The sequence below is a fragment of the Burkholderia sp. AU18528 genome (assembly GCF_002223215.2).
Classification (GTDB): domain Bacteria; phylum Pseudomonadota; class Gammaproteobacteria; order Burkholderiales; family Burkholderiaceae; genus Burkholderia; species Burkholderia semiarida.
The window spans coordinates 1,378,103-1,399,438 of sequence record NZ_NKFC02000004.1; the positions used below are offsets into that span (position 1 = coordinate 1,378,103).

Annotated in this window: 19 protein-coding genes; 6 read left to right on the plus strand and 13 right to left on the minus strand. The window is 65.2% G+C overall.

Going from position 1 to position 21,336, the window contains the following annotated elements:
- Entirely contained in the window at window positions 1-1,362 is a 1,362-nt protein-coding gene (rimO, locus tag CFB52_RS09125; protein ID WP_089464801.1) for a 30S ribosomal protein S12 methylthiotransferase RimO, read from the minus strand.
- A gap of 189 nt (window positions 1,363-1,551) precedes the next feature.
- Window positions 1,552-1,821, minus strand: coding sequence for a hypothetical protein (locus tag CFB52_RS34185; protein ID WP_143328705.1), 270 nt, complete (start codon window positions 1,819-1,821; stop codon window positions 1,552-1,554).
- Between the two features lie 73 nt (window positions 1,822-1,894).
- On the opposite strand from CFB52_RS34185, the gene CFB52_RS09130 reads away from it, so the two are divergent.
- From CFB52_RS09130 to CFB52_RS09140, 4 genes are all read left to right on the plus strand, one after another.
- Window positions 1,895-2,473 (plus strand): inclusion body family protein, encoded by a 579-nt coding sequence (locus CFB52_RS09130; protein WP_059583513.1) that lies wholly within the window; start codon window positions 1,895-1,897, stop codon window positions 2,471-2,473.
- 376 nt (window positions 2,474-2,849) lie between these two features.
- The gene (locus CFB52_RS09135; protein ID WP_059583515.1) at window positions 2,850-3,104 is read left to right on the plus strand and encodes a hypothetical protein; all 255 of its coding nucleotides are present in this window, start codon (window positions 2,850-2,852) and stop codon (window positions 3,102-3,104) included.
- Between the two features lie 355 nt (window positions 3,105-3,459).
- A complete protein-coding gene (locus tag CFB52_RS34190; protein WP_143328706.1) occupies window positions 3,460-3,654 on the plus strand; it encodes a hypothetical protein in 195 nt (64 codons plus the stop codon).
- 283 nt (window positions 3,655-3,937) lie between these two features.
- Complete coding sequence (locus tag CFB52_RS09140) at window positions 3,938-4,213, plus strand: hypothetical protein (RefSeq protein WP_081059350.1); 276 nt, start codon at window positions 3,938-3,940, stop codon at window positions 4,211-4,213.
- Window positions 4,214-4,445: 232 nt separating this feature from the next.
- Here the strand turns inward: CFB52_RS09140 and phaR are convergent, their stop codons facing one another.
- The 6 genes from phaR to CFB52_RS09170 form a co-directional block, all read right to left on the minus strand.
- The gene (phaR, locus tag CFB52_RS09145; protein WP_006485265.1) at window positions 4,446-5,012 is read right to left on the minus strand and encodes a polyhydroxyalkanoate synthesis repressor PhaR; all 567 of its coding nucleotides are present in this window, start codon (window positions 5,010-5,012) and stop codon (window positions 4,446-4,448) included.
- A 118-nt stretch (window positions 5,013-5,130) separates the two neighbouring features.
- The gene (locus CFB52_RS09150) at window positions 5,131-5,871 is read right to left on the minus strand and encodes a 3-ketoacyl-ACP reductase (RefSeq protein ID WP_059583517.1); all 741 of its coding nucleotides are present in this window, start codon (window positions 5,869-5,871) and stop codon (window positions 5,131-5,133) included.
- A 190-nt stretch (window positions 5,872-6,061) separates the two neighbouring features.
- A complete protein-coding gene (locus tag CFB52_RS09155) occupies window positions 6,062-7,243 on the minus strand; it encodes an acetyl-CoA C-acetyltransferase (protein ID WP_099316452.1) in 1,182 nt (393 codons plus the stop codon).
- 100 nt (window positions 7,244-7,343) lie between these two features.
- The gene (gene phaC, locus CFB52_RS09160; RefSeq protein ID WP_099316453.1) at window positions 7,344-9,206 is read right to left on the minus strand and encodes a class I poly(R)-hydroxyalkanoic acid synthase; all 1,863 of its coding nucleotides are present in this window, start codon (window positions 9,204-9,206) and stop codon (window positions 7,344-7,346) included.
- 356 nt (window positions 9,207-9,562) lie between these two features.
- Window positions 9,563-10,402 (minus strand): peptidoglycan editing factor PgeF, encoded by an 840-nt coding sequence (pgeF, locus tag CFB52_RS09165; RefSeq protein WP_099316642.1) that lies wholly within the window; start codon window positions 10,400-10,402, stop codon window positions 9,563-9,565.
- 6 nt (window positions 10,403-10,408) lie between these two features.
- Window positions 10,409-11,617 (minus strand): RluA family pseudouridine synthase, encoded by a 1,209-nt coding sequence (locus CFB52_RS09170; RefSeq protein WP_099316454.1) that lies wholly within the window; start codon window positions 11,615-11,617, stop codon window positions 10,409-10,411.
- A gap of 41 nt (window positions 11,618-11,658) precedes the next feature.
- Between CFB52_RS09170 and CFB52_RS09175 the strand changes: the two genes are divergently transcribed.
- Window positions 11,659-12,483, plus strand: coding sequence for an outer membrane protein assembly factor BamD (locus CFB52_RS09175; protein ID WP_046545840.1), 825 nt, complete (start codon window positions 11,659-11,661; stop codon window positions 12,481-12,483).
- Window positions 12,484-12,605: 122 nt separating this feature from the next.
- Here CFB52_RS09175 and CFB52_RS09180 read toward each other — a convergent pair whose 3' ends face one another.
- The 3 genes from CFB52_RS09180 to CFB52_RS09190 all read right to left on the minus strand — a co-directional run bounded on the left by CFB52_RS09180 (window position 12,606) and on the right by CFB52_RS09190 (window position 15,940).
- On the minus strand, window positions 12,606-14,855 hold the full coding sequence (locus CFB52_RS09180; RefSeq protein WP_099316455.1) for an ATP-dependent DNA helicase: 2,250 nt from the start codon (window positions 14,853-14,855) through the stop codon (window positions 12,606-12,608).
- Between the two features lie 55 nt (window positions 14,856-14,910).
- Window positions 14,911-15,126, minus strand: coding sequence for a YdcH family protein (locus CFB52_RS09185; RefSeq protein WP_006478692.1), 216 nt, complete (start codon window positions 15,124-15,126; stop codon window positions 14,911-14,913).
- A 76-nt stretch (window positions 15,127-15,202) separates the two neighbouring features.
- Window positions 15,203-15,940: a hypothetical protein gene (locus tag CFB52_RS09190; protein WP_059585320.1), complete on the minus strand. Its 738-nt coding sequence runs from the start codon at window positions 15,938-15,940 to the stop codon at window positions 15,203-15,205.
- Window positions 15,941-16,103: 163 nt separating this feature from the next.
- Between CFB52_RS09190 and CFB52_RS09195 the strand changes: the two genes are divergently transcribed.
- Window positions 16,104-18,428 (plus strand): Tex family protein, encoded by a 2,325-nt coding sequence (locus CFB52_RS09195; RefSeq protein ID WP_099316456.1) that lies wholly within the window; start codon window positions 16,104-16,106, stop codon window positions 18,426-18,428.
- A 115-nt stretch (window positions 18,429-18,543) separates the two neighbouring features.
- Here CFB52_RS09195 and CFB52_RS09200 read toward each other — a convergent pair whose 3' ends face one another.
- Window positions 18,544-20,460 (minus strand): potassium transporter Kup, encoded by a 1,917-nt coding sequence (locus tag CFB52_RS09200; protein ID WP_059585318.1) that lies wholly within the window; start codon window positions 20,458-20,460, stop codon window positions 18,544-18,546.
- A gap of 274 nt (window positions 20,461-20,734) precedes the next feature.
- Window positions 20,735-21,331: a phosphoribosyltransferase gene (locus CFB52_RS09210; protein WP_059585317.1), complete on the minus strand. Its 597-nt coding sequence runs from the start codon at window positions 21,329-21,331 to the stop codon at window positions 20,735-20,737.
- Window positions 21,332-21,336: the final 5 nt, after the last annotated feature.

The following is a 21,336-nucleotide window of genomic DNA, read 5'->3' on the forward strand; positions in this document are numbered from 1 at the left end:
TTACACCTCGCCCCACAGATCGTGCCCGTCGGCGCCCGTGATCTTCACGGACACGAAATCGCCGACCTTGTAGCGCTTCGATGCCTTCGCCGCCGGCTCGACGTAGACGACGCCGTCGATTTCCGGCGCGTCGGCTGCCGTGCGGCCGATGCCGCCTTCTGCGCTCACCTCATCGATCAGCACCTTGAGCGTCTTGCCGACCTTGCGCTGCATGCGGTTCGCCGATACTTCCTCGGCGACTTCCATGAAGCGTGCGCGGCGTTCCTCGCGGACTTCGTCCGGCAGCGCGCCATCGAGGTCGTTCGCGGTCGCGCCTTCGACCGGCGAATACGCGAAACAGCCGACGCGATCGAGTTCCGCTTCGCGGATGAAGTCGAGCAGCGTTTCGAACTGCGCTTCCGTCTCGCCGGGGAAGCCCGCGATGAACGTGCTGCGGATCGTCAGGTCCGGGCAGATCTCGCGCCACTTCTGCACGCGCTCGAGCACCTTCTCCGCGTTCGCCGGACGCTTCATGCGCTTCAGCACGTCCGGGTGCGCGTGCTGGAACGGTACGTCGAGATACGGCAGCACGTGGCCCTTGAACGGGCCTTCGGCCATCAGCGGAATCACTTCGTCGACGCTCGGATACGGATACACGTAGTGCAGGCGCACCCATGCGCCGTACTGCGCGGCGAGCTCGCCGAGCGCGCCGACCAGGTCGGTCATGCGCGTCTTGATCGGCTTGCCGTTCCAGAAGCCCGTGCGGTACTTCACGTCGACGCCGTATGCGCTCGTGTCCTGCGAGATCACGAGCAGTTCCTTCACGCCCGACTTGAACAGGTTCTCGGCTTCGAGCATCACTTCGGCGACCGGGCGCGAGACGAGGTCGCCGCGCATCGACGGGATGATGCAGAACGTGCAGCGGTGGTTGCACCCTTCGGAGATCTTCAGGTATGCGTAGTGACGCGGCGTGAGCTTGATGCCGGCCGCGGGCACGAGGTCGACGAACGGGTCGTGCGGCTTCGGCAGGTGCGAATGCACGGCCTGCATCACTTCGCCCACCGCGTGCGGGCCGGTGACGGCGAGCACCTTCGGGTGGACTTCCTCGATCAGGTTCGAGCCGCTTGCGCTCGACTTCGCGCCGAGGCAGCCGGTGACGATCACCTTGCCGTTTTCGGTCAGCGCTTCGCCGATCGCGTCGAGGCTTTCCTGCACGGCTTCGTCGATGAAGCCGCAGGTGTTCACGACGACGAGGTCGGCGCCGTCGTAGCTGCCGGAGATTTCATAACCTTCGGCGCGCAGTTGCGTGATGATCTGTTCGGAATCGACGAGCGCTTTCGGGCAGCCGAGGCTGACAAAGCCTACTTTGGGGGACTGAGACATCTGGGGTGTGGGGGCGTGGCGGCAAAAGCGTGAGTTTACAGCCGTTTAGGGACGGCGAGGCAAAATCCCGCAGCGCTAGCCGGCGCGCGCCCATGCCGGGTGCTCGTCGGCTCCGTGCCGGTCATTGACGATCGCGTCGGGGGGCGGACGGTCCGCATCCCCCGCCCCTCACGGCGCGGGCAAAGCGTGTTAATGGGGACAGAAAGCCGGAATTGCGGGCTTTATCCGGCCCCGGGCGCGCTGGCGCGAGGTCGAAACCTTCGGCCAGATCTTCACGACACCACGGCTCCTGATGGTGCCATTCCCGTTTATGCCGACAAGGCGATGTGTCGAAATATCGGGACGCCTCGACTTCTCGAAATTGCGCTGCGTTTCGATGCCGTCCGCGCGTAATTGGCTGTAATGGATCGACTGTTTTCCAGCATGTACGGTTTGTCGTGCGTGAGCATCGAACAGCACGCCGCAAATCCAGGAACACGGCCTTATATGCGCCTACCAGGAATGCGAACCATCTACTTACCGAGGAAATGAAATGTACAAGGGACCCAGCGTTGACGCCAGCATTCAGGAAATCACGTTACTCTCGGTTATTAATGCAGAAAAAGTAATAGAAGAAGCGAATGGGAAAGTGTCGTCCGACAAAAGCCGCCCCGTCCAGGTCGGGCACAATCACCAGTACCTGCTGTGCGACGACCCCTATCGCCCATCCGAAAACCAAGGGGCATGGAATATCAAGTTCTATGCAAAAAAGTTCGATTCCGTCAATTTTACCGGAACCACGATTCACACCAATTCACGCTACGCCGTCATTGTCTACGATCTTGTCCATCAGAGCGGCGATAACGTATTGGATTTGCGCCCGGGAATCGGGCTGACCCACCGCGGCTATACGTTGGCGCGGGCCGCGGAGCCCAATCCGGAGACGAAGGACGGCCTTGATGCGATTCATGTCCCGAGGTCGTTCTCGCTCTTCGACACGCGCGTCATTGGAAATGGAACGGAGAGTTTCTGGATCCGGTTTGCGTTGTATACGCTCGCGCCCGATGGGGAAACGCAAAAGTTCCATAGCTACTACGAATGGGATCCGACGATCACCACCTTGGCGCTGTGAGCCGAAGCGTGCGCGTTGCGTGACACGTGCTCGCTTCGGTCGAGTGGGCACGCCTGTCAGGGACCGTCACGCTCGACACCGCTGATCAGGCGGCAACCATTCATCAGCGTGTCGTCGCGCCACATTCGGGCGGCGGCGCGACGAGCACGCTGAGCGATTCTGCCCGGCACAACGGCTAACGCGCCATGGATACATCGCTTCCTGGCGACCCTGTTCTCTCATGCGTGCCACCGCCTGATGATCTGCTTCACCTTCTGCAAAGGCGACATGGCGCGCCACCGGCGCCACATGCCGCACCGAAATCGGCCCGAATCCAGCCGACCGCTATGCGAAAATCGAACCCTCCACCCTTTTCAATCGACCCAACGGGGTTCGCATGACCACGCACATCACGATCGAATTCACCGAGCACGCGGCGGAAGCCATCGGCGAGCAAACGAGCACCAGCTTTTCGTATGATCAGGGCGCGCACGTCCCGCAACCGGGCGACTTCGTCGAGCTCGAAAACTCCCGGCAGACGTTTCTCGTGATCGGCCGCGTGTTCTCGCTCAAGGCGAACTACAGCGCGGTCAAGCTCGTTCTCGATCTACCGCCGTCGGATGACGAACACGGGTTCGATCCGGAATCCTGACGCATCCAGTTCCGTGACGAAATCGCCAAAAATCCGCCGCAGCAGGCCCGTACTCGCTCCGATGCTCGCGCCGGATACGTGGCAGCCATCAAGCACCGGTTGAACCAGACCGCATCGTCGCCATCGCCGATCGACCACAGCGCCACGTCTCGTTGCGGTCGGCCGGTTGTCGGCGCAGGCGCGCGACTATCGCTATCGACCGTCCCCGCACGCACCCAGCCTGTACGCCACCGTTATCGCATGCCTGCGCGTCGCAGCACGCCGCCGGGCGAATCTTCCTGCCATCGCCTGTAGCGTTCCGAAACGCGCATACGAAACGTGCGCGCCCCGCGCATCGCCCGGTACGAAGTCGCCGTTGACGTCGAAGCCCGCCAACGGGCCGCCCGTCTATTTCCCGAGCACCGATGCGCGGCCCGCGCCAGCGCGATCAGCGCTTGCCCGACCGATCGGCCGGCACGGCGGCTCGCTCGTCGCTGGCCTCGGGTTTGTCGATGAATCGTATTCAAAAAATCCGACCAACAAAATAAAAATAGAAAAACAAACCACATGAAAATCACCAAACCACACCACGACTCAAAACCACAACTCAAAATAATCCATAAATTTATTTTTTACGACCACCCAATCACCGCATTCTTTGCAAACCATCACAACACACAATTCACAAAAATATTTTGAAATAGTCAATAATCCACAAAAATCATTTCCAAATCCGCCACCCCCATCCAACACCCGATCAATCTCCAATATATTCGACACCTATTCAGCCTGGCAACACTGAACCGCGCATTACCCGTACCACAACCAAGCAATCCATTCATCAAGGAAAGACCATGAGAAAACTCGCGGCCGCCCTCGTTTCGGCCATGATGCTTGCTGCATCCTCATACGCCTCCGCGGAATCGCTTTGCAAGGCAGGCAAGATCGACAAGATCGAAACCGATACGAGCGGCAATCTCCTCGTATCCATCAACGATGGCATTTACTCGTTCAGCGCCAAGGAAGTTTTTCCGATCATCTACTCGGCATTTTCCGAAAATAGAAATATCTTTATTTACGGAAACAACTGCTCGAACGGATCGGCGGCAAGCCGCTTCGCGGTTCGATAAGCCGGCCGAAAATCCGGCCATCGGCATCTTTTACAATCAGCGCTTTATCTGATATTCGGCCGACCGGGCTTTGCCGGTCGGCCTTTTTAATTTGCACTGATGCGCCACGGTACGACAACGCCCATGCACTCGCGGGCAATGCCACCGTGCGGACAATCGTTCCGCGAAACGGCCCGTTGCCGTCCCGCGCGATGCCGGCGCGACACTTTGCGCGCCCACGCCGGATCGCCGCTTACTTCTTCTCCGGTTCCGACGCTCCCGGCTGCTTGAACGGGAACGTGCTGAACATCGACTTCGCCTGGTTCTGCATCTGTTCCTGCATCTGCACGAACATGTTCTTCGACTGCTCGATGTAGCTCGTCATCATCCCTTGCATCATCGGCGCCTGCATGTTCATGAACTGCGACCAGACTTCCGGATTCATCGCGTTGCCTTCGTACAGGTTCTTCGATTGATCCGCGAGCTTGTTCTGGATGTCGATGAACGCCTGGATGTTCTTTTCCAGGTACGTGCCCATCATGCCCTGCATCGCATGACCGTAGAAACGGATGATCTGCGACAGCATCGACGACGAGAACATCGGCACGCCACCGCTTTCCTCTTCGAGGATGATCTGCAGGAGGATGCTGCGCGTCAGGTCTTCGTTGGATTTCGCATCGACGACCTTGAAATCCTCCTGCTCCAGCACGAGCTGCTTCACGTCGGTCAGCGTAATGTACGTGCTTGTCTCGGTATCGTAGAGCCGGCGGTTCGGATACTTCTTGATGAGCCGTTCGGCCGTCTTCTTTGTAGTAGTCATGTAACGCCTTTGAGTGCAGCGTAGCGCAAGTGACGAATCCCCGCCGCCCGAATCCGGGAGGCGGGGGCCTTCGGAAAACGCCCGGCCGCGCGGCCATCCGCCCGCGCGGCCCGGACGCTCAGCCCATGTGCAGGCCGCCGTTCAGCGAGAAGTCGGCGCCCGTCGCGAAACCGGAATCGTTCGACGCGAGCCACGCGACGATCGAACCGATTTCTTCCGGCCCGCCGAGACGCCGCACCGGAATCGTCGCGACGATCTTCTCGAGCACGTCCGGACGGATCGCCTTCACCATGTCGGTACCGATGTAGCCCGGCGACACGGTGTTGACCGTCACGCCCTTCGTCGCGACTTCCTGTGCGAGCGACATCGTGAAGCCGTGAATGCCGGCCTTCGCGGTCGAGTAGTTCGTCTGACCGAATTGCCCCTTCTGGCCGTTCACCGACGAAATGTTGATGATGCGGCCCCAGCCACGTTCGACCATCCCGTCGATCACCTGCTTCGTCACGTTGAACAGGCTCGTCAGGTTCGTGTCGATCACCGCCGTCCAGTCTTCATGCGTCATCTTGCGGAACACGACATCGCGCGTGATGCCCGCGTTGTTGACCAGCACGTCGATCTCGCCGACTTCGGCCTTCACCTTGTCGAATGCTGCCTTGGTCGAGTCCCAGTCGCCGACGTTGCCTTCCGACGCGATGAAGTCGTACCCGAGCGCCTTCTGGTCCTCGAGCCATTTCACCCGGCGCGGCGAGTTCGGGCCACAACCTGCGACCACCTTGAAGCCGTCCTTCGACAGACGCTGGCAAATGCTGGTGCCGATGCCGCCCATCCCGCCGGTTACGTACGCAATTCGCTGAGACATAAATCTCACTCCATTTTTTGGTTTCGAGAGCTGCCGGAGCCCCCTCTGACTTCACGTGACGCCGGCCGAAGCCGCAATCGGCCGGCGCACGGATTCGGTTCGCCGATGGCGAACGGCTGGTTACGGACGGCCGGTTACGGACGGCCGGTTACGGACGGCCGGTTACGGACGGCCGGTTACGGACGGCCGGTCACGGACGCTCGACCGCGAGCGCGACGCCCATCCCGCCGCCGATGCACAGCGACGCCAGCCCGCGCTTCGCGTCGCGCTTGGCCATCTCGTGCAGCAGCGTCACCAGGATCCGGCAGCCCGACGCGCCGATCGGGTGGCCGATCGCGATCGCCCCGCCGTTCACGTTCACCTTCGACGTGTCCCAGCCCATCTGCTTGTGCACCGCCAGCGCCTGCGCCGCGAACGCCTCGTTGATCTCCATCAGGTCCAGGTCGCCCGGCGTCCAACCCGCGCGCTCCAAGCACCGGCGCGAGGCCGGCACCGGACCCATGCCCATCACGCTCGGATCCACGCCCGCGTTCGCGTACGCCTTGATCCGCGCCAGCGGCGTCAGGCCCAGCGCCGCCGCCTTCTGCGCCGACATCACCAGCACGGCCGCCGCGCCGTCGTTCAGCCCCGACGCGTTTGCCGCCGTCACCGAGCCGTCCTTCGCGAACGCCGGCTTCAGCCCGGCCAGCGATTCCGCCGTCACGCCGTGACGCACGAACTCGTCGGTCGCGAACTGCAGCGGCTCGCCCTTGCGTTGCGGGATCGACACCGGCACGATCTCGTCGTCGAAGCGCCCGGCCTTCTGCGCGGCTTCCGCCTTGTTCTGCGACAGCGCCGCGAACGCGTCCTGCTCCTCGCGCGTGATCCCGTATTCCTTCGCGACGTTCTCCGCCGTGATGCCCATGTGGTACTGGTTGTACACGTCCCACAGGCCGTCGACGATCATCGTGTCGACCAGCTTCGCGTCGCCCATCCGGAAGCCGTCGCGCGAGCCCGGCAGCACGTGCGGCGCCGCGCTCATGTTCTCCTGGCCGCCCGCGATCACGATGTCCGCGTCGCCCGCGACGATCGCGTTCGCCGCCAGCATCACGGCCTTCAGGCCCGAGCCGCACACCTTGTTGATCGTCATGCCCGGCACGGCGCTCGGCAACCCCGCCTTGATCAGCGACTGCCGCGCCGGGTTCTGCCCGGAGCCGGCCGTCAGCACCTGGCCCATGATCACTTCGCTGACCTGCTCGGGCTTCACGCCCGCACGCTCCAGCACCGCGCGGATCACCGTCGCGCCCAGTTCAGGCGCGGCTACCTTCGCCAGCGAGCCGCCGAATTTGCCGACCGCGGTCCGCGCGGCCGATACGATCACTACGTCCGTCATTTCCCTTTCCTCCAGGCCCGCACGACACGGCGCATCGTTACCGGCCCTGTTAAAAAAAACTGCGGTGCGCCAGACAGCGTGCGCCGCTGTCCGGTTTTCGTCAATCGCGCTGCAACACGTAGCGCCCGGGCGCCGGCTCGATCACCGGGAATTGCGCGGAACCGGGCTGGGCCGGCGGCGCGATCTTGCGGCCGCCGTACACGTCGAGCCACTCGACCCACGTCGGCCACCAGCTTCCCGGCTGCTCGGTCGCCGCGGCGAACCAGTCGTCGGCCGATTCGGGCAGGTCGTCGTTGACCCAGTAGCTGCGCTTCTTCTTCGCCGGCGGGTTGATCACGCCCGCGATGTGCCCCGACGCGCCAAGCACGAACTTCAGCGGGCCCGACAGGATCGACGTCGATGCGTAGGCCGTCTGCCACGGCACGATGTGATCCTCGCGCGAACCGTAGATGAAGGTCGGCACGTCGATCAGCGACAGGTCGACCGATTCACCGCACACGGTCAGCGCCCCCGGCTCGCGCAGCTTGTTCTCGAGATAGGTATGGCGCAGGTACCACGCGTACATCGGGCCCGGCAGGCTCGTCGAATCGCTGTTCCAGTACAGCAGGTCGAACGGCGCGGGCGTGCGGCCCTTCAGGTAGTTGTCGACGACGTAGTTCCACACGAGATCGTTCGGCCGCAGGAACGAGAACGTGTTCGCGAACTCGACGCCGCGCATCAGCCCCGGTTGCGCGCCGTTCTTGCCGCCGATGGTCTGCTCGCGCATCTGCACGTGCGCCTCGTCGACGAACACGTCGAGGATGCCCGTATCGGTGAAGTCGAGCATCGCGGTGAGCAGCGTCATCGACGCCGCCGGATGTTCGCCGCGTGCGGCGAGCACCGCGAGCGCGGTCGCGAGCATCGTGCCGCCGACGCAGAAGCCCAGCGTGTTGATCTGCTCGCGGCCGCTGATCTGCTGCACCGCATCGATCGCGGCGAGCAGCCCTTCGTTCATGTAGTCGTCCCAGGTCTTGTGCGCGACCGACGCATCCGCGTTGCGCCACGACACGAGAAACACCTGATGGCCGTTCGACAGCGCGTGCGCGACGAGCGAATTCTCGGGCTGCAGGTCGAGGATGTAGAACTTGTTGATGCACGGCGGGACGATCAGCAGCGGCCGCTCGAACACCTTGTCCGTCTTCGGCGTGTACTGGATCAGCTGGATCAGGTCGTTCTCGTACACGACCGCGCCTTCGGTACACCCGAGGTTCTTGCCGACCACGAACTGCGATTCGTCGGTTTGCGAAATCTTGCCGCGCTGCAGATCGCCGAGCAGGTTCATCATCCCCTGCCGCAGGCTTTCGCCGTGCGTTTCGAGGATCGATTTCTGTGCTTCGGGATTGAGTGCGAGGAAGTTGCTCGGCGCGGCGGCGGCCGTCCACTGCTGGACCGTGAAACGGATGCGCTCGCGCGTCTTCGGATCGGTCTGCAACGCGTCGGCCAGCTCCTGCAGGTAACGCGCGTTGAGCAGATACCAGGCGGCCGCAAACGCATGCGCGGGCGACGCCTTCCACGCGTCGCCGCTGAAGCGGCGGTCTTTCAACTCCGGCGACTCGAGCTTCGCGGCGGCCGCCTGCTGCATCAGCGTCATGCAATCGCGCGCGTAGTCGGCCTGCAATGCGTGGAGCCGTTCGGGCGGAATCGCGGCAACCGGCAGCTTCAGCCCCGCGAACGGCGACGCCATCGCGCCTAGGTCGGGCATCGACGGCATCTGGAACGGAAACGACGTCGGGAACTGGAATGTCGCGAACGGATTGACGGAGGCCGACGCCGTCGCGGCGCGCGCCGGATCCGCAAAACCACGCCACGCGTTCAACCACGACTCGAACATCTGCTGCATCGGCTGGGCAGCCGGATCGAAACCGGTGCTGCCCGCGGAAGTGCCCGCATGCGCGGACGTCGACGAATTTTTCGATGCTGTCATTACCTGCCTTACCGGTGATTCGTGAGCGTCAATCGTGAAATCCTGCTCGCGCGCGGCGTGCCGGCTGCGAGCCGGGCCGTCATGCTCTGGAGAGGCGTCTCCAGATTCTGCCGCAGTGCGGTATTTTTATCATTATCGTTTTCCCCATGTGATGCGCGATCAAACCACTGAACATTTCTGCACGGAGATAATCCTCGCACAACAGACGGGACAAGGGTTCCGACAAAACATAAAACATTTTTTCTGGCTTGACGTCGGAATTTTTCATTCAGTCGCGCATGCAACGCCGCATTGCCGCCTCAATATCGAGATAAAGCGATTTCGCGGCGCAACAAAACCCGCGCATGCGCGTGCGATCAATCGGCGAGCCAGATTGCCGCGGCCATGCGGCCCGTCACGCGGTCGCGTCGATACGAATAGAAGCGCGTGCGTTCGGCGACCGTGCAAGCCGTCCCGCCGCTCACGTGCGCCACCCCCGCACGCGCGAGTCGCAGGCGCGCGAGCGCGTAGAGATCGGCGAGAAACTTGCCGGGCGCGCCGTCGATCGCGACGAACGCATGACGGGTTTCATCATGCTCCGACTGCGAAGCCGTGTCGAGAAACGCATCGCGCACGTCGGCGCCGACCTCGAACGCCTGCGGGCCGATCGCCGGCCCGAGATAGGCATGCAGCGTGTCCGCCGCGCCGCCCGCGAGCGCCGCGACGCGCGCCGCGGTCTGCTCGACGATGCCGGCCGCGAGCCCGCGCCAGCCCGCATGCGCGGCGCCGACCGCGCGACCCTGCGCGTCGCACAGCAGCACGGGCAGGCAATCGGCCACCATCACGACGCAGACGGCGCCTGGCTGGTCCGTGACGCTCGCGTCGGCCTGCACCGGCGCCGTGGCGGCAGGCGCCGCGGCGATCACCGCGTCCGCCTGCACGATCTGCGCGCCGTGAACCTGTTCGAGCCATGCGGCGCTCGACTGGCCCGCGAGCACGAGCACGCGCGCGCGATTGACGGCGACATGGTCCGGATCGTCGCCGGTATGCAGGCCGAGATTCATCCCGCCCGGCAGCGCGGCGCCGTCCTGCCAGCACCCGTACGGACCTTCGCTCACACCGCCGTTGCGCGTCGTGATCAGCGCACGCACGCGCGGCGACACCTGCCAGTCGGGCTGCACGCAGTCCCGCCACGTCAACGGCGCCAGGTTCGTCATCGGCACTCATTCCTCCTCATCGTCCAGATACGGCTCGTCGTCGTGATACTCGCCGCCGAAATCGTCATCGTCGTAGACACCGTCGTCGTCGTCGAATTCCTCGTCGCCCTGCCCGAAGCCGAGCGCCGCGACGAGCGCGTTCATGTCGTCCGGCAGCGGGCAGCGCCACTGCATCGCCTTGCCCGTGACCGGATGCACGAGGCCGAGCCGCCACGCATGCAGCGCCTGCCGTGCGAATCCGTCCGGCAGCGGCGTGACCGAACGCTTGCCGCGCGCATGCCCGTAGACCGGATCGCCGAGCAGCGGGTGCCCGGCGTGCGCGCAATGCACGCGGATCTGGTGCGTGCGGCCGGTCTCGAGATCGCACTGAATCGCGGACACCGGCTGACGTTGCCACAGGCATGTGTCAACCGTGCGGAAATGCGTGCGCGCGGGCTTGCCCGACGCCCCCGTGACGACGGCCATGCGCGTACGCTCGCGCGGGTCGCGGCCGATCGGCGCGTCGATCGTGCCCTCCTCCGGCATCGTGCCCCACACGAGCGCGAAATAGCGGCGCTTCACCGTGCGGGCCTGCAACTGGCGTACGAGGTCCGTCTGCGCGGCCAGCGTGCGTGCGACCACCATCAGGCCGGAAGTTTCCTTGTCGAGCCGGTGGACGATCCCTGCCCGCGGCAGGCCGGCCGCCGCGTCGCCGTAGCGGTGCAGCAGACCGTTGAGGATCGTGCCGCTCCAGTTGCCGGCGGCCGGATGCACGACGAGGCCGGCCGGCTTGTTGATGACGACGAGCGCGTCATCCTCGTAGATCACGTCGAGCGGCACGGGCTCCGGCGTGAACGCGAGCTGCTCGGGCAGCAGGTCGGGCACGAGCGCGATCTTCGCGCCGAGCGGCACCGGCTGGCGGATCTTCGCCGGCGCGCCGTCGACGAGCACGCGCTGCGCCTCGATCCAGCTCTGCAGGCGGCTGCGCGAGAATTCGGGGAACAGTTGGGCGAGCGCCTTGTCGAGCCGTTCGCCGGCGAGCGACAGCGGCACTTCGACGATGCGCGGCGCGTCGTCGCCCGCCGCGGACGGCACCACGGGCGGCTGCATGGCGTCGCCGGCCAGATCGTCATCGAGGGAATCCCCCGACGCAGCGTCGGCGGGCCGATCGCTTGGGCTATAATCTTCGCGATTTGGTGTGCCCGGCTGGGCATTCTGCGAACTTGAACGGGTCATTTAGACTGGGTCACCGAGACTTGAAGCTAGGACATGCGAGCATGATGAATTCGACCAAACGCACGGCCAGAACCGTCGCCGCCCGGGCTGCGGCGGTAGCGGCCGCGGCCCTCATCGCCGGCTGCCACGGCTTGCCGCAGAAGCAGGACGAGACGGCTACCTGGTCGAACAACAAATTATACTCAGAGGCCCAGGACGCACTGTCCGGCGGCGACTGGGGCAAGTGCGCGAAATATTTCGAATCGCTGCAGGGCCGCGATCCGTTCGGCCATTTCGCGCAGCAGGCGCAGATCAACGTTGCATACTGCAACTGGAAGGACAACGAAGCGGCAGCGGCCGACCAGGCCGTCGATCGCTTCATCCAGCTCCACCCCGATCACCCGGATATCCCGTACGCGTACTACCTGAAGGGGATGATCCACTTCAACGACGATCTCGGCCTGTTCGGGCGCTTCTCCGGCCAGGACATGAGCGAGCGCGACCCGCAGGCGCTGCGCGAATCGTACGATGCGTTCAAGGTGGTCGTCGACCGCTTCCCGAAGAGCAAGTACGCGCCCGATGCGGCCGCGCGGATGCGCTACATCGTCAACGCGCTCGCGTCGCACGAAGTGCATGCGGCCGACTACTACTACCGCCGCGGCGCGTATGTCGCGGCCATCAATCGCGCGCAGCTCGCGATCAAGGACTACAAGGGTGCGCCGGCGATCGAGGATGCGCTGCACATCATGATCCTGTCGTACGGCAAGCTGAACCAGCCGGAACTCGCCGAAGACACCAAGCGCGTGCTCGCGGGCACGTTCCCCGACAGCCCGTACGTGACGGGCCATTCGCGCCCCGGTACGAAGAAGTCGTGGTGGCAGTTCTGAAGCACGGCGCGACGTAACACCCCGGCGCGCACACAAAAAACCCGGCCAACGAGCCGGGTTTTTTATTGGCGCCGCATGCAGGCAGCGCCGGTGCGTTCGCGCGGCCAGCGCCGCGCATGCGGTCACGCGCGCTTGTCCGAGCGGTGCTCGTCGAAGAAATCCTGGACGACCGCGATCTCGCGCGTGCGCTTGAACGGCGGCAGGCTTTGCCAGATCCGGCGCCCGTACGGCTTGTCGACGAGCCGCGTATCGCAGATCATCAGCACGCCGCGATCCGTCTCGGCACGAATCAGCCGGCCCGCGCCCTGCTTCAGCGTGATCACGGCCTGCGGCAATTGATGCACCGCAAACGGGCTCAACCCCTTCTTCGTCAACGCATCGAGCCGCGCGGCCAGCACCGGATCGTCCGGCGGCGCGAACGGCAGCTTGTCGATCACGACCAGCGACAACGCATCGCCGCGCACGTCCACGCCTTCCCAGAAACTCTGGCTGCCGACCAGGATCGCATTGCCGTACGCGCGAAAGCGGTCGAGCAGCTCCGTGCGGCTTGCGTCGCCCTGCACGAGCAGCGGCGTGTTCCAGCCGCGCGATTCGATCACGTCGCGCAGCTTCGACGCGATCCGGTCGACCGCGCGCAGCGTCGTGCACAGCATGAACACGCCGCCGCCGGACGCCTCGATCGCCGGCAGCGCGGCATCGAACACGGCATCGGTGAACGCGGGCGAAGACGGCTGCGGCAGGTTGCGCGGCACGTACAGCAGCCCCTGCGACTGGTAATCGAACGGACTGGCGAGCGTCATCGAACGGCGCGAGCTCAAGCCCATCTGCGCCGCGTAGTGCGTGAAATCGCCGCGCACCGACAGCGTGGCCGACGTGAACACCCATGCGCGCGGCACGCCCGCACGCTGCTTCGCGAAAATCGGCGCGACCGACAGCGGCGTTTCGTGCAGTTGCACGGTATGCGCGAACACCTCGACCCAGCGAACCTTCTCGTTCGGATCGCCGTCGGATGCCACGTTGTCGCCGGCGGCTGCCGCATCGGCCTGCGCGGCCGCTTCCGCCGCGCCGGGCGCGACCCAGCCGGCCAGCAGGTCCTGCAGCTCGCGGGCGCGGCGCAGGCACGCACCGAGCGATTCCGCGCGCTCGGCCTGGCTCGCGAGCGCCGATGCGAGTGCATCGAGCGCGACGTCGAGCGCGTCGAGCGCACCGAACATCGGGTGATCGTCGCCGAGCTGCGCGAGCGACATGCGCACGATCTGATCGTTCGCGAACGCGAGGCGCAAGTCGCGCGCCGCGCGCTCGAGATCGCCGCCGAGCTTCACCCACTCGACCGCGTCGCGCGCGTGGCTCAGGCCTTCGGCCACGGTGTCGCGCGCCAGCTCGAGAATCTGCGTCGTCGACAGCGTCTCGCCGAAGAACAGCGTCGCCGTCTCCGGCAACTGGTGCGCTTCGTCGAAGATGATCGTGTTCGCGTTCGGCAGCAGTTCGGCCATCCCCGTGTCGCGCAGCATGATGTCCGCGAAGAACAGGTGATGGTTGACGACGACGATGTCGGCCTGCTGGGCCTCGCGCCGCGCCTGCATCACGAAGCATTCCTTGTAGTGCGGGCATTCCTGGCCGAGGCAGTTGTCGCGCGTCGACGTGACCATCGACCACACGGGCGCGTTTTCGGGCACGCTCGCGAGTTCGGCCTTGTCGCCGCTCTTCGTGATTTTCGCGAAGCGGACGATTTCCTGCAGATAGGCCGTGTCCTGCCGCGACGGCAGCCGGCCGTTGTCGGCCGTGCGTTGCAGGTAGTAGTGGCACAGGTAGTTGGCGCGGCCCTTGAGCATCGCGACCGACACCGGCACCGCGAGCGCGTTGCGCACGGTCGGGATGTCGCGCAGGAACAATTGGTCCTGCAGATGCTTCGTGCCGGTCGACACGATCACCTTGCCGCCCCACAGCATCGCAGGCACCAGATACGCGTAGGTCTTGCCGGTACCCGTGCCGGCCTCGACGATCAGCGTGTTGTCGCCCGCGTCGTGGTCGGATTCGGCGGCCGCGGCGTCGTCCGCGGCCGGCGCGGCCGTCTTGTCGGCGTCGCCCAGGCGGCGCGCCGGCCGCTTGCGGGTTTCGAAGATCTCGGGCTCGGGCATCCGGCGTGCGGATGCCTCCATCGCGGACGCGACCGCCCGCGCCATCTCGATCTGCGACGTACGCGGCCGGTAACCGTCGAGTGCGCGCGCCAGCAATCCGCCTTCGCCAAAGATCGTGTCGAGTTCGTCGACGCGCTTGCGGCTCAGCTCGAAAGTGCCTTCGGGCGCACGAGCGCGCCCGGCGGACGTCGTGTCACGCCGGGCATCGGGGGTGGCTTCAAGCGGTGAATTCAAGGCAAGCGTTCCTGTGTCCAGCGCCCGGGCGGCGCCGGCGCTTGCCAGGCCGCGCTCAGGCGCGCTTATCCGGTTCGAGCTGCGATTGCAGCAAAATGATTTTGTCCTTGGCTGCCAGCTTTTCCTTCTTCAGCCGGTGCAGCGTGATGTCGTCGATGTCGGAGTGTCCTTCCTTCAGCTCGATCTCCCGAGCGAGCTGCTGGTGCTGCTCCTGCAATGCAGCCAAACGGTTGTGCAATTCCTGCTGCTGTTCCGTGTGACGGTTTTGCATAGTTGCCTCCTCATCGAAGCAGCGCGACGGCTGGCGTGCCGACGCGCCCGAGACTGATCCCGATCAATTCAACACGTTACTGCCCCTGCTGTTGCTGCTGCCTGGCCTTCTCGGCCGCTTCCTGCTGACGCCGCTCGACATCGGCCTTGTGCTGCGCGGCTTCCTTCTGCTTCTGCTCGTAGCGCGCGGCGTTGTCCGCCCGCTCCTGCGCCTTCTGCGCCGCCTGCTGGTGCGCCTGGTCGAGCTTGCGCTGGAAATCCGCCTGCTTCTGGTCGTATGCCTGCTTGCTCGCCGCGCGTTGCGGCCCTTCCGCGCCGCGCTGCGCCTGCTTCAGTGCATTCTGCTCCTGCTTGTCGCGGAATGCAGCCGCGTTCGCCGCGTCGTTCGCCGCCCGCTGCGGCGCTTCCGCCGCGTTCTGCGCCTGCTTCAGCGCCTGCTGCTGGTCGCGCTGCTGCGCCCGCACAGCGCGCTGCTCGTCGTTGAGCGCGAGCTGCTCCTGGCGGATGCTCGCCCGCTCCTCGCGCATCCGGTCGCGCGCCTTGCCGAGACAGTGATTGACGAAGAATTTGCTGTAGCAATCGTGCTCCGCCACCGCATAACGATAATCGTTTTCCGCGGAGCGCTGATTGAGCACTTTTTGACGGGCGTCGAAATCCGGGGCGGCGGAGGCGGCAACGGGCGCGGACGCGGCGGCGTCCGAGGCCTGCGCGAATGCGCCGGAAGCCCCGGCAGACAAAGCCGCGGCGAGCGCTGCGCCGAGCGCGACGAGAGAAATACGGGAAGTTGGCAACGTCGTAGGAAAGCTGCGGGACATGTGTCAAATTCTATCACCCCCGGCTGGACGCTCCGCCATTTATGGCAAAATGCCCCGCTCCATTCACCCGCGGCCTTGCCCCGGCGGGCCCGCCGTGCAGTCCGCCGCTGCGGGCCTGCCGGCCCGCGCCGCGATTTCAGCAGGCAGACAGACCATCCACGACATGACGGAAACCGTAGCACTCAAGATCGTACAGCGCATCGCCACCGAACTGTCCGTCCAGCCGCGCCAGGTCGCGGCGGCCGTGCAACTCCTCGACGAAGGCTCGACCGTTCCGTTCATTGCCCGGTACCGCAAGGAAGTGACCGGCAACCTGGACGACACGCAGCTGCGCCAGCTCGAGGAACGCCTCCTGTACCTGCGCGAGCTCGAGGATCGCCGCGCCGCGATCCTGTCGAGCATCGACGAACAGGGCAAGCTGACCGACGAACTGCGCGCCGCGATCGACGCGGCCGACAGCAAGCAGGTGCTCGAAGACCTTTATCTGCCGTACAAGCCGAAGCGCCGCACGCGCGCGCAGATCGCCCGCGAAGCCGGCCTCGAGCCGCTCGCGCACGCGCTGCTCGCGAACCCGCTGCTCGACCCGCAGGCGGAGGCGGCCGCGTACGTCGACGCCGACAAGGGCGTCGCCGACGTGAAGGCCGCGCTCGACGGCGCGCGCGACATCCTGTCCGAACAGTTCGGCGAGACGGCGGAGCTGCTCGGCAAGCTGCGCGACTACCTGCACAACCAGGGCGTGGTGTCGTCGGCCGTCGTCGAGGGCAAGGAAAACGAGGAAGGCGAGAAATTCCGCGACTATTACGACTACGCGGAAACGATCAAGACCGTGCCGTCGCACCGCGCGCTCGCGCTGTTCCGCGGCCGCAACGCCGGCGTGCTGACGATCAAGCTCGGCCTCGGCGAGGAGCTCGACGCGCAGGTGCCGCACCCGGGCGAGGCGATGATCGCGCGCCATTTCGGGATCGCGAACCAGAATCGCCCGGCCGACAAATGGCTGTCCGACGTCTGCCGCTGGTGCTGGCGCGTGAAGGTGCAGCCGCACATCGAAAACGAACTGCTCACGCAGTTGCGCGAAACGGCCGAAACCGAGGCGATCCGCGTGTTCGCCCGCAACCTCAACGACCTGCTGCTGGCCGCGCCGGCCGGCCCGAAGGCGGTGATCGGTCTCGACCCCGGCCTGCGCACGGGCGTGAAGGTCGCCGTGGTCGACCGCACCGGCAAGCTGCTCGCGACCGACACGATCTACCCGCACGAACCGCGCCGCGACTGGGACGGCTCGATCGCGAAACTCGCGCGCATCGCCGCGCAGACGCAGGCCGAGCTGATCAGCATCGGCAACGGCACCGCGTCCCGTGAAACCGACAAGCTCGCGAGCGAATTGATCGCGAAGCACCCCGAACTGCGGTTGCAGAAGATCGTCGTGTCGGAAGCCGGCGCGTCGGTCTACTCGGCGTCCGAGCTCGCCGCGAAGGAATTCCCGGAGCTCGACGTGTCGCTGCGCGGCGCCGTGTCGATCGCCCGCCGCCTGCAGGACCCGCTCGCCGAGCTCGTGAAGATCGAGCCGAAGGCGATCGGCGTCGGCCAGTACCAGCACGACGTGAACCAGCGCGAACTCGCCCGCTCGCTCGACGCGGTCGTCGAGGATTGCGTGAACGCGGTCGGCGTCGACGCGAACACGGCGTCCGTCCCGCTGCTCGCCCGCGTGTCGGGCCTGAACGCGACGCTCGCGCGCAACATCGTCGACTACCGCGATGCGAACGGCCCGTTCCCGTCGCGCGAGCACCTGCGCAAGGTGCCGCGCCTGGGCGACAAGACCTTCGAGCAAGCCGCCGGCTTCCTGCGCATCAACGGCGGCGAGAATCCGCTCGACCGCTCGTCGGTGCACCCGGAAGCATATCCGGTCGTCGAACGGATGCTCGCGAAGATCAACAAGCGCATCGACGACGTGCTCGGCAACCGCGAAGCGCTGTCGGGCCTGTCTCCGATGGAATTTGTTGACGAACGTTTCGGCCTGCCGACCGTGCGCGACATCCTGGCCGAACTGGAAAAGCCGGGCCGCGATCCGCGTCCGGAATTCAAGACGGCCACGTTCCGCGAAGGCATCGAGAAGGTATCGGATCTCGTGCCGGGCATGACGCTCGAAGGCGTCGTGACGAACGTCGCCGCGTTCGGCGCGTTCGTGGATATCGGCGTGCACCAGGACGGCCTCGTGCACGTGTCGGCGATGTCGACGAAGTTCATCAAGGACCCGCACGAAGTCGTGAAGGCCGGCCAGGTCGTCAAGGTGAAGGTGCTCGACGTCGACGTGAAACGCCAGCGCATTGCGCTGACGATGCGCCTCGACGACGACGCGGCAGCGCCCGGCATGTCGTCGCGCGGCGGCCAGGATCGCGGCAACGCGGGGCGCGGTGCCGCTCGCCCGCAGCGTTCGCGCGAGCCGGAACCGGCAGGCGCGATGGCCGCGGCATTCGCGAAGCTCAAGCGCTGAGCGCGCGAAGGCGCCCGAAGCAATAAAAAACCCGCCTTCCGGCGGGTTTTTTATTGCTTCGGCGAAACGCGCAGCCTGGCCGGCATGGGCCGCTTGCGCGGCCCCACCGCACCGGTCAGATCTCGATCTTCGTGCCGAGCTCGACGACGCGGTTCGCCGGAATCGAAAAGAAGTCGGTCGGCTTCGCGGCGTTCTGATGCATCCACGCGAACACGCGCTCGCGCCAGATCGACATCCCCGGCAGATGCGTCGGCACGACCGTTTCGCGCGCGAGGAAGAACGACGTATCCATCAATTCGAACGTCATGTCGTGCGAGCGGCCGAATTCCTCGAGCACGGCCTTCACGTCCGGCGTCTCGTTGAAGCCGTACTCGGCCTTGACGATGTACAGCCCGCCGCCGGCATCGCGTGAGCTCAGGCGCTTGTCGTCGCGCACGTAAGGAAAATCGCGCGTGACGAACGTCAGGAAAATGGTTCGCTCGTGCAGCACCTTGTTGTGCTTCAGGTTGTGCAGCAGGCTGACTGGCACGAGCTTGTCGTTGCCGGTCAGGTAGATCGCGGTGCCCGACACCCGATGCGGCGGATGCGCGAGCAGCCCCTGCAGGAACGGCTCCAGCGGAATACCGTCGGCCGCCGTGCGCTCCTTGACGATGTGGCGCCCCTTGTACCAGGTCATCAGCAGGAAGAACAGCAGCGCGCCGATGCCGAGCGGCAGCCAGCCGCCCTGCGCGACCTTCAGCAGGTTCGCGCCGAAAAAGCCGAGGTCGATCGCGAGAAACACGGCGATGATCGCGCCCACCAGCAGCCGGTTCCAGTTCCACACCTTCACCATCACGACGCACGCGAGCACGGTCGTGATCACCATCGTCGCCGTCACCGCGATACCGTACGCAGCCGCGAGATTGTCCGAACTCTTGAAACCGACGACGATACAGAGGATCACGAACAGCAGCAGCCAGTTCACGACCGGCACGTAGATCTGACCGATCGCGAGCTCGGACGTATGCAGCACCTTCATGCGCGGCACGTAACCGAGCTGGATCGCCTGCGACGTCAGCGAATACGCGCCCGAGATCACGGCCTGCGACGCGATCACGGTCGCGACCGTCGACAGCACGACGAGCGGCAGCAGCCCCCATTCGGGCGCCAGCAGGAAGAACGGATTCTCGATCGCTTTCGGATTCTGGATCAGCAGCGCGCCCTGGCCGAAATAGTTCAGCACGAGCGACGGCATCACGAGCCCGTACGCGGCGTAGCGGATCGGCTTGGCACCGAAGTGGCCCATGTCCGCATAGAGCGCTTCCGCGCCGGTCAGCACCAGCACGACCGAGCCGAGCACGACGTAGGCCTGCAGCAGATGGTCGGCCATGAACGACGCCGCGTAATACGGATTGATTGCCGCGATGATGCCCGGCACGCGAACGATGTGGTACACGCCGAGCGCCGCGATCACGACGAACCACAGCACCATGATCGGGCCGAACAGCTTGCCGACCAGCGCGGTGCCGTGCCGCTGGATCCAGAACAGCGCGATCAGGATCACGATCGTGATCGGCAGCACGAGATGGGACAGGTGCGGCGTCGCGATCTCGAGACCTTCGACGGCCGACATCACGGAGATCGCCGGCGTGATCACCGCGTCCCCGTAGAACATGCACGCGCCGAATATCCCGAGTGCCATCAGCGCGCCCGCGACACGGGTTTTGGAATCGAGCGGCCGCAGCGACAGCGCCATCAGCGCGAGCACGCCGCCTTCGCCGTTGTTGTCGGCGCGCATCACGAACAGCAGGTATTTGACGCCGACCACCAGCACGATGGCCCAGAACAGCAGCGAGATCACGCCGAGAATCGATCCTTCGGTCAGCGGAATCCCGTGTGCGGGGCTGAACGCCTCCTTGAGCGAATACAGCGGGCTGGTGCCGATGTCGCCGAACACGACGCCGATGGCTGCTATCGCTAGCGCCCGCATCGAATGTTGTTGCGTCGAATGCGGCGCGTGTGCGGCGTCGGTCGCGTGAGTCGTGTCGTTCATATGAAGCGTAATAATCGGGTCCGGGTCGGACAAAACGAGCGCTATTCTACTCGCGCCCCCGTGAAACGCCGCCCTGCCGTGTTGCCGTGGAACCACGTGATCCACGCCGCGCATGCAATCCGGCGCCACCTGTGGCAGGGCTGCCATCATAGCCGGGACCGCGCCGCCTGCCTATCGGGGTGCGCAAGGCGCGCCGCGCGGCGCAACGCGCGCACCAACGAAAACGGCGCCGCAAGCGGCGCCGTACCAGGCTTTCCTTCGATCGGCCGGCCGCTTACGCGCCCGAACCGTCGCGCTGCGCGCGACCGCGCTTGATCCACGCCTCGAGGTTGTGCGGACGAACCGTGTCCCACTCCTCGAACGGCTGATGAATCCACGGATTCGTCGGCAGGAACTGCGTGTGATAGTCGGGCTTGACCTTCGAGCAACCCTTGTACCAGAGCACGGCCGAACGCACCGCCGTGACCGCCGGATAGCGCTCCTTCAGGTGCTCCTGCACGCGCGCGAGCGTGACGCCCGAATCGACGAGATCGTCGACCAGGAGCACGTTGCCCGCGAGATGGCCGCGCGTCATCGTGATGTACTGCGCGATGTCGAGCTCGCCCTGCTGGGTGCCGGCCGCTTCCCGGTACGAGCTCGTCGCGAGGATCGCGAGCGGCACGTCATAGATGCGCGACAGCTGGTCGCCGACGCGCAGGCCGCCGCGCGCGAGGCACAGGATCTGGTCGAACTTCCAGCCCGACGCATGCACCTGGAGCGCGAGCAGCTCGATCAGACGGTGATACTCGTCCCAGCCTACCCACAGGTTCTTGTCGTCGTTGCGCGGATCGGTCATCAAGTCTGCCGCCGTCATCGTGATTTGCTGCGTCATCTTGG

What these genes read in the sequence shown, in the direction of transcription:
- CFB52_RS09185 (WP_006478692.1), bottom strand. Translation starts at nt 15,126, where the DNA reads ATGCAAAACCGTCACACGGAACAGCAGCAGGAATTGCACAACCGTTTG.
- phaR (WP_006485265.1), bottom strand. Translation starts at nt 5,012, where the DNA reads ATGACTACTACAAAGAAGACGGCCGAACGGCTCATCAAGAAGTATCCG.
- CFB52_RS09210 (WP_059585317.1), bottom strand. Translation starts at nt 21,331, where the DNA reads ATGACGCAGCAAATCACGATGACGGCGGCAGACTTGATGACCGATCCG.
- rimO (WP_089464801.1), bottom strand. Translation starts at nt 1,362, where the DNA reads ATGTCTCAGTCCCCCAAAGTAGGCTTTGTCAGCCTCGGCTGCCCGAAA.
- CFB52_RS09175 (WP_046545840.1), top strand. Translation starts at nt 11,659, where the DNA reads ATGATGAATTCGACCAAACGCACGGCCAGAACCGTCGCCGCCCGGGCT.
- CFB52_RS09155 (WP_099316452.1), bottom strand. Translation starts at nt 7,243, where the DNA reads ATGACGGACGTAGTGATCGTATCGGCCGCGCGGACCGCGGTCGGCAAA.
- CFB52_RS09190 (WP_059585320.1), bottom strand. Translation starts at nt 15,940, where the DNA reads ATGTCCCGCAGCTTTCCTACGACGTTGCCAACTTCCCGTATTTCTCTC.
- phaC (WP_099316453.1), bottom strand. Translation starts at nt 9,206, where the DNA reads ATGACAGCATCGAAAAATTCGTCGACGTCCGCGCATGCGGGCACTTCC.
- CFB52_RS09135 (WP_059583515.1), top strand. Translation starts at nt 2,850, where the DNA reads ATGACCACGCACATCACGATCGAATTCACCGAGCACGCGGCGGAAGCC.
- CFB52_RS09140 (WP_081059350.1), top strand. Translation starts at nt 3,938, where the DNA reads ATGAGAAAACTCGCGGCCGCCCTCGTTTCGGCCATGATGCTTGCTGCA.
- pgeF (WP_099316642.1), bottom strand. Translation starts at nt 10,402, where the DNA reads ATGACGAACCTGGCGCCGTTGACGTGGCGGGACTGCGTGCAGCCCGAC.
- CFB52_RS09195 (WP_099316456.1), top strand. Translation starts at nt 16,104, where the DNA reads ATGACGGAAACCGTAGCACTCAAGATCGTACAGCGCATCGCCACCGAA.
- CFB52_RS09170 (WP_099316454.1), bottom strand. Translation starts at nt 11,617, where the DNA reads ATGACCCGTTCAAGTTCGCAGAATGCCCAGCCGGGCACACCAAATCGC.
- CFB52_RS09150 (WP_059583517.1), bottom strand. Translation starts at nt 5,871, where the DNA reads ATGTCTCAGCGAATTGCGTACGTAACCGGCGGGATGGGCGGCATCGGC.
- CFB52_RS09130 (WP_059583513.1), top strand. Translation starts at nt 1,895, where the DNA reads ATGTACAAGGGACCCAGCGTTGACGCCAGCATTCAGGAAATCACGTTA.
- CFB52_RS09200 (WP_059585318.1), bottom strand. Translation starts at nt 20,460, where the DNA reads ATGAACGACACGACTCACGCGACCGACGCCGCACACGCGCCGCATTCG.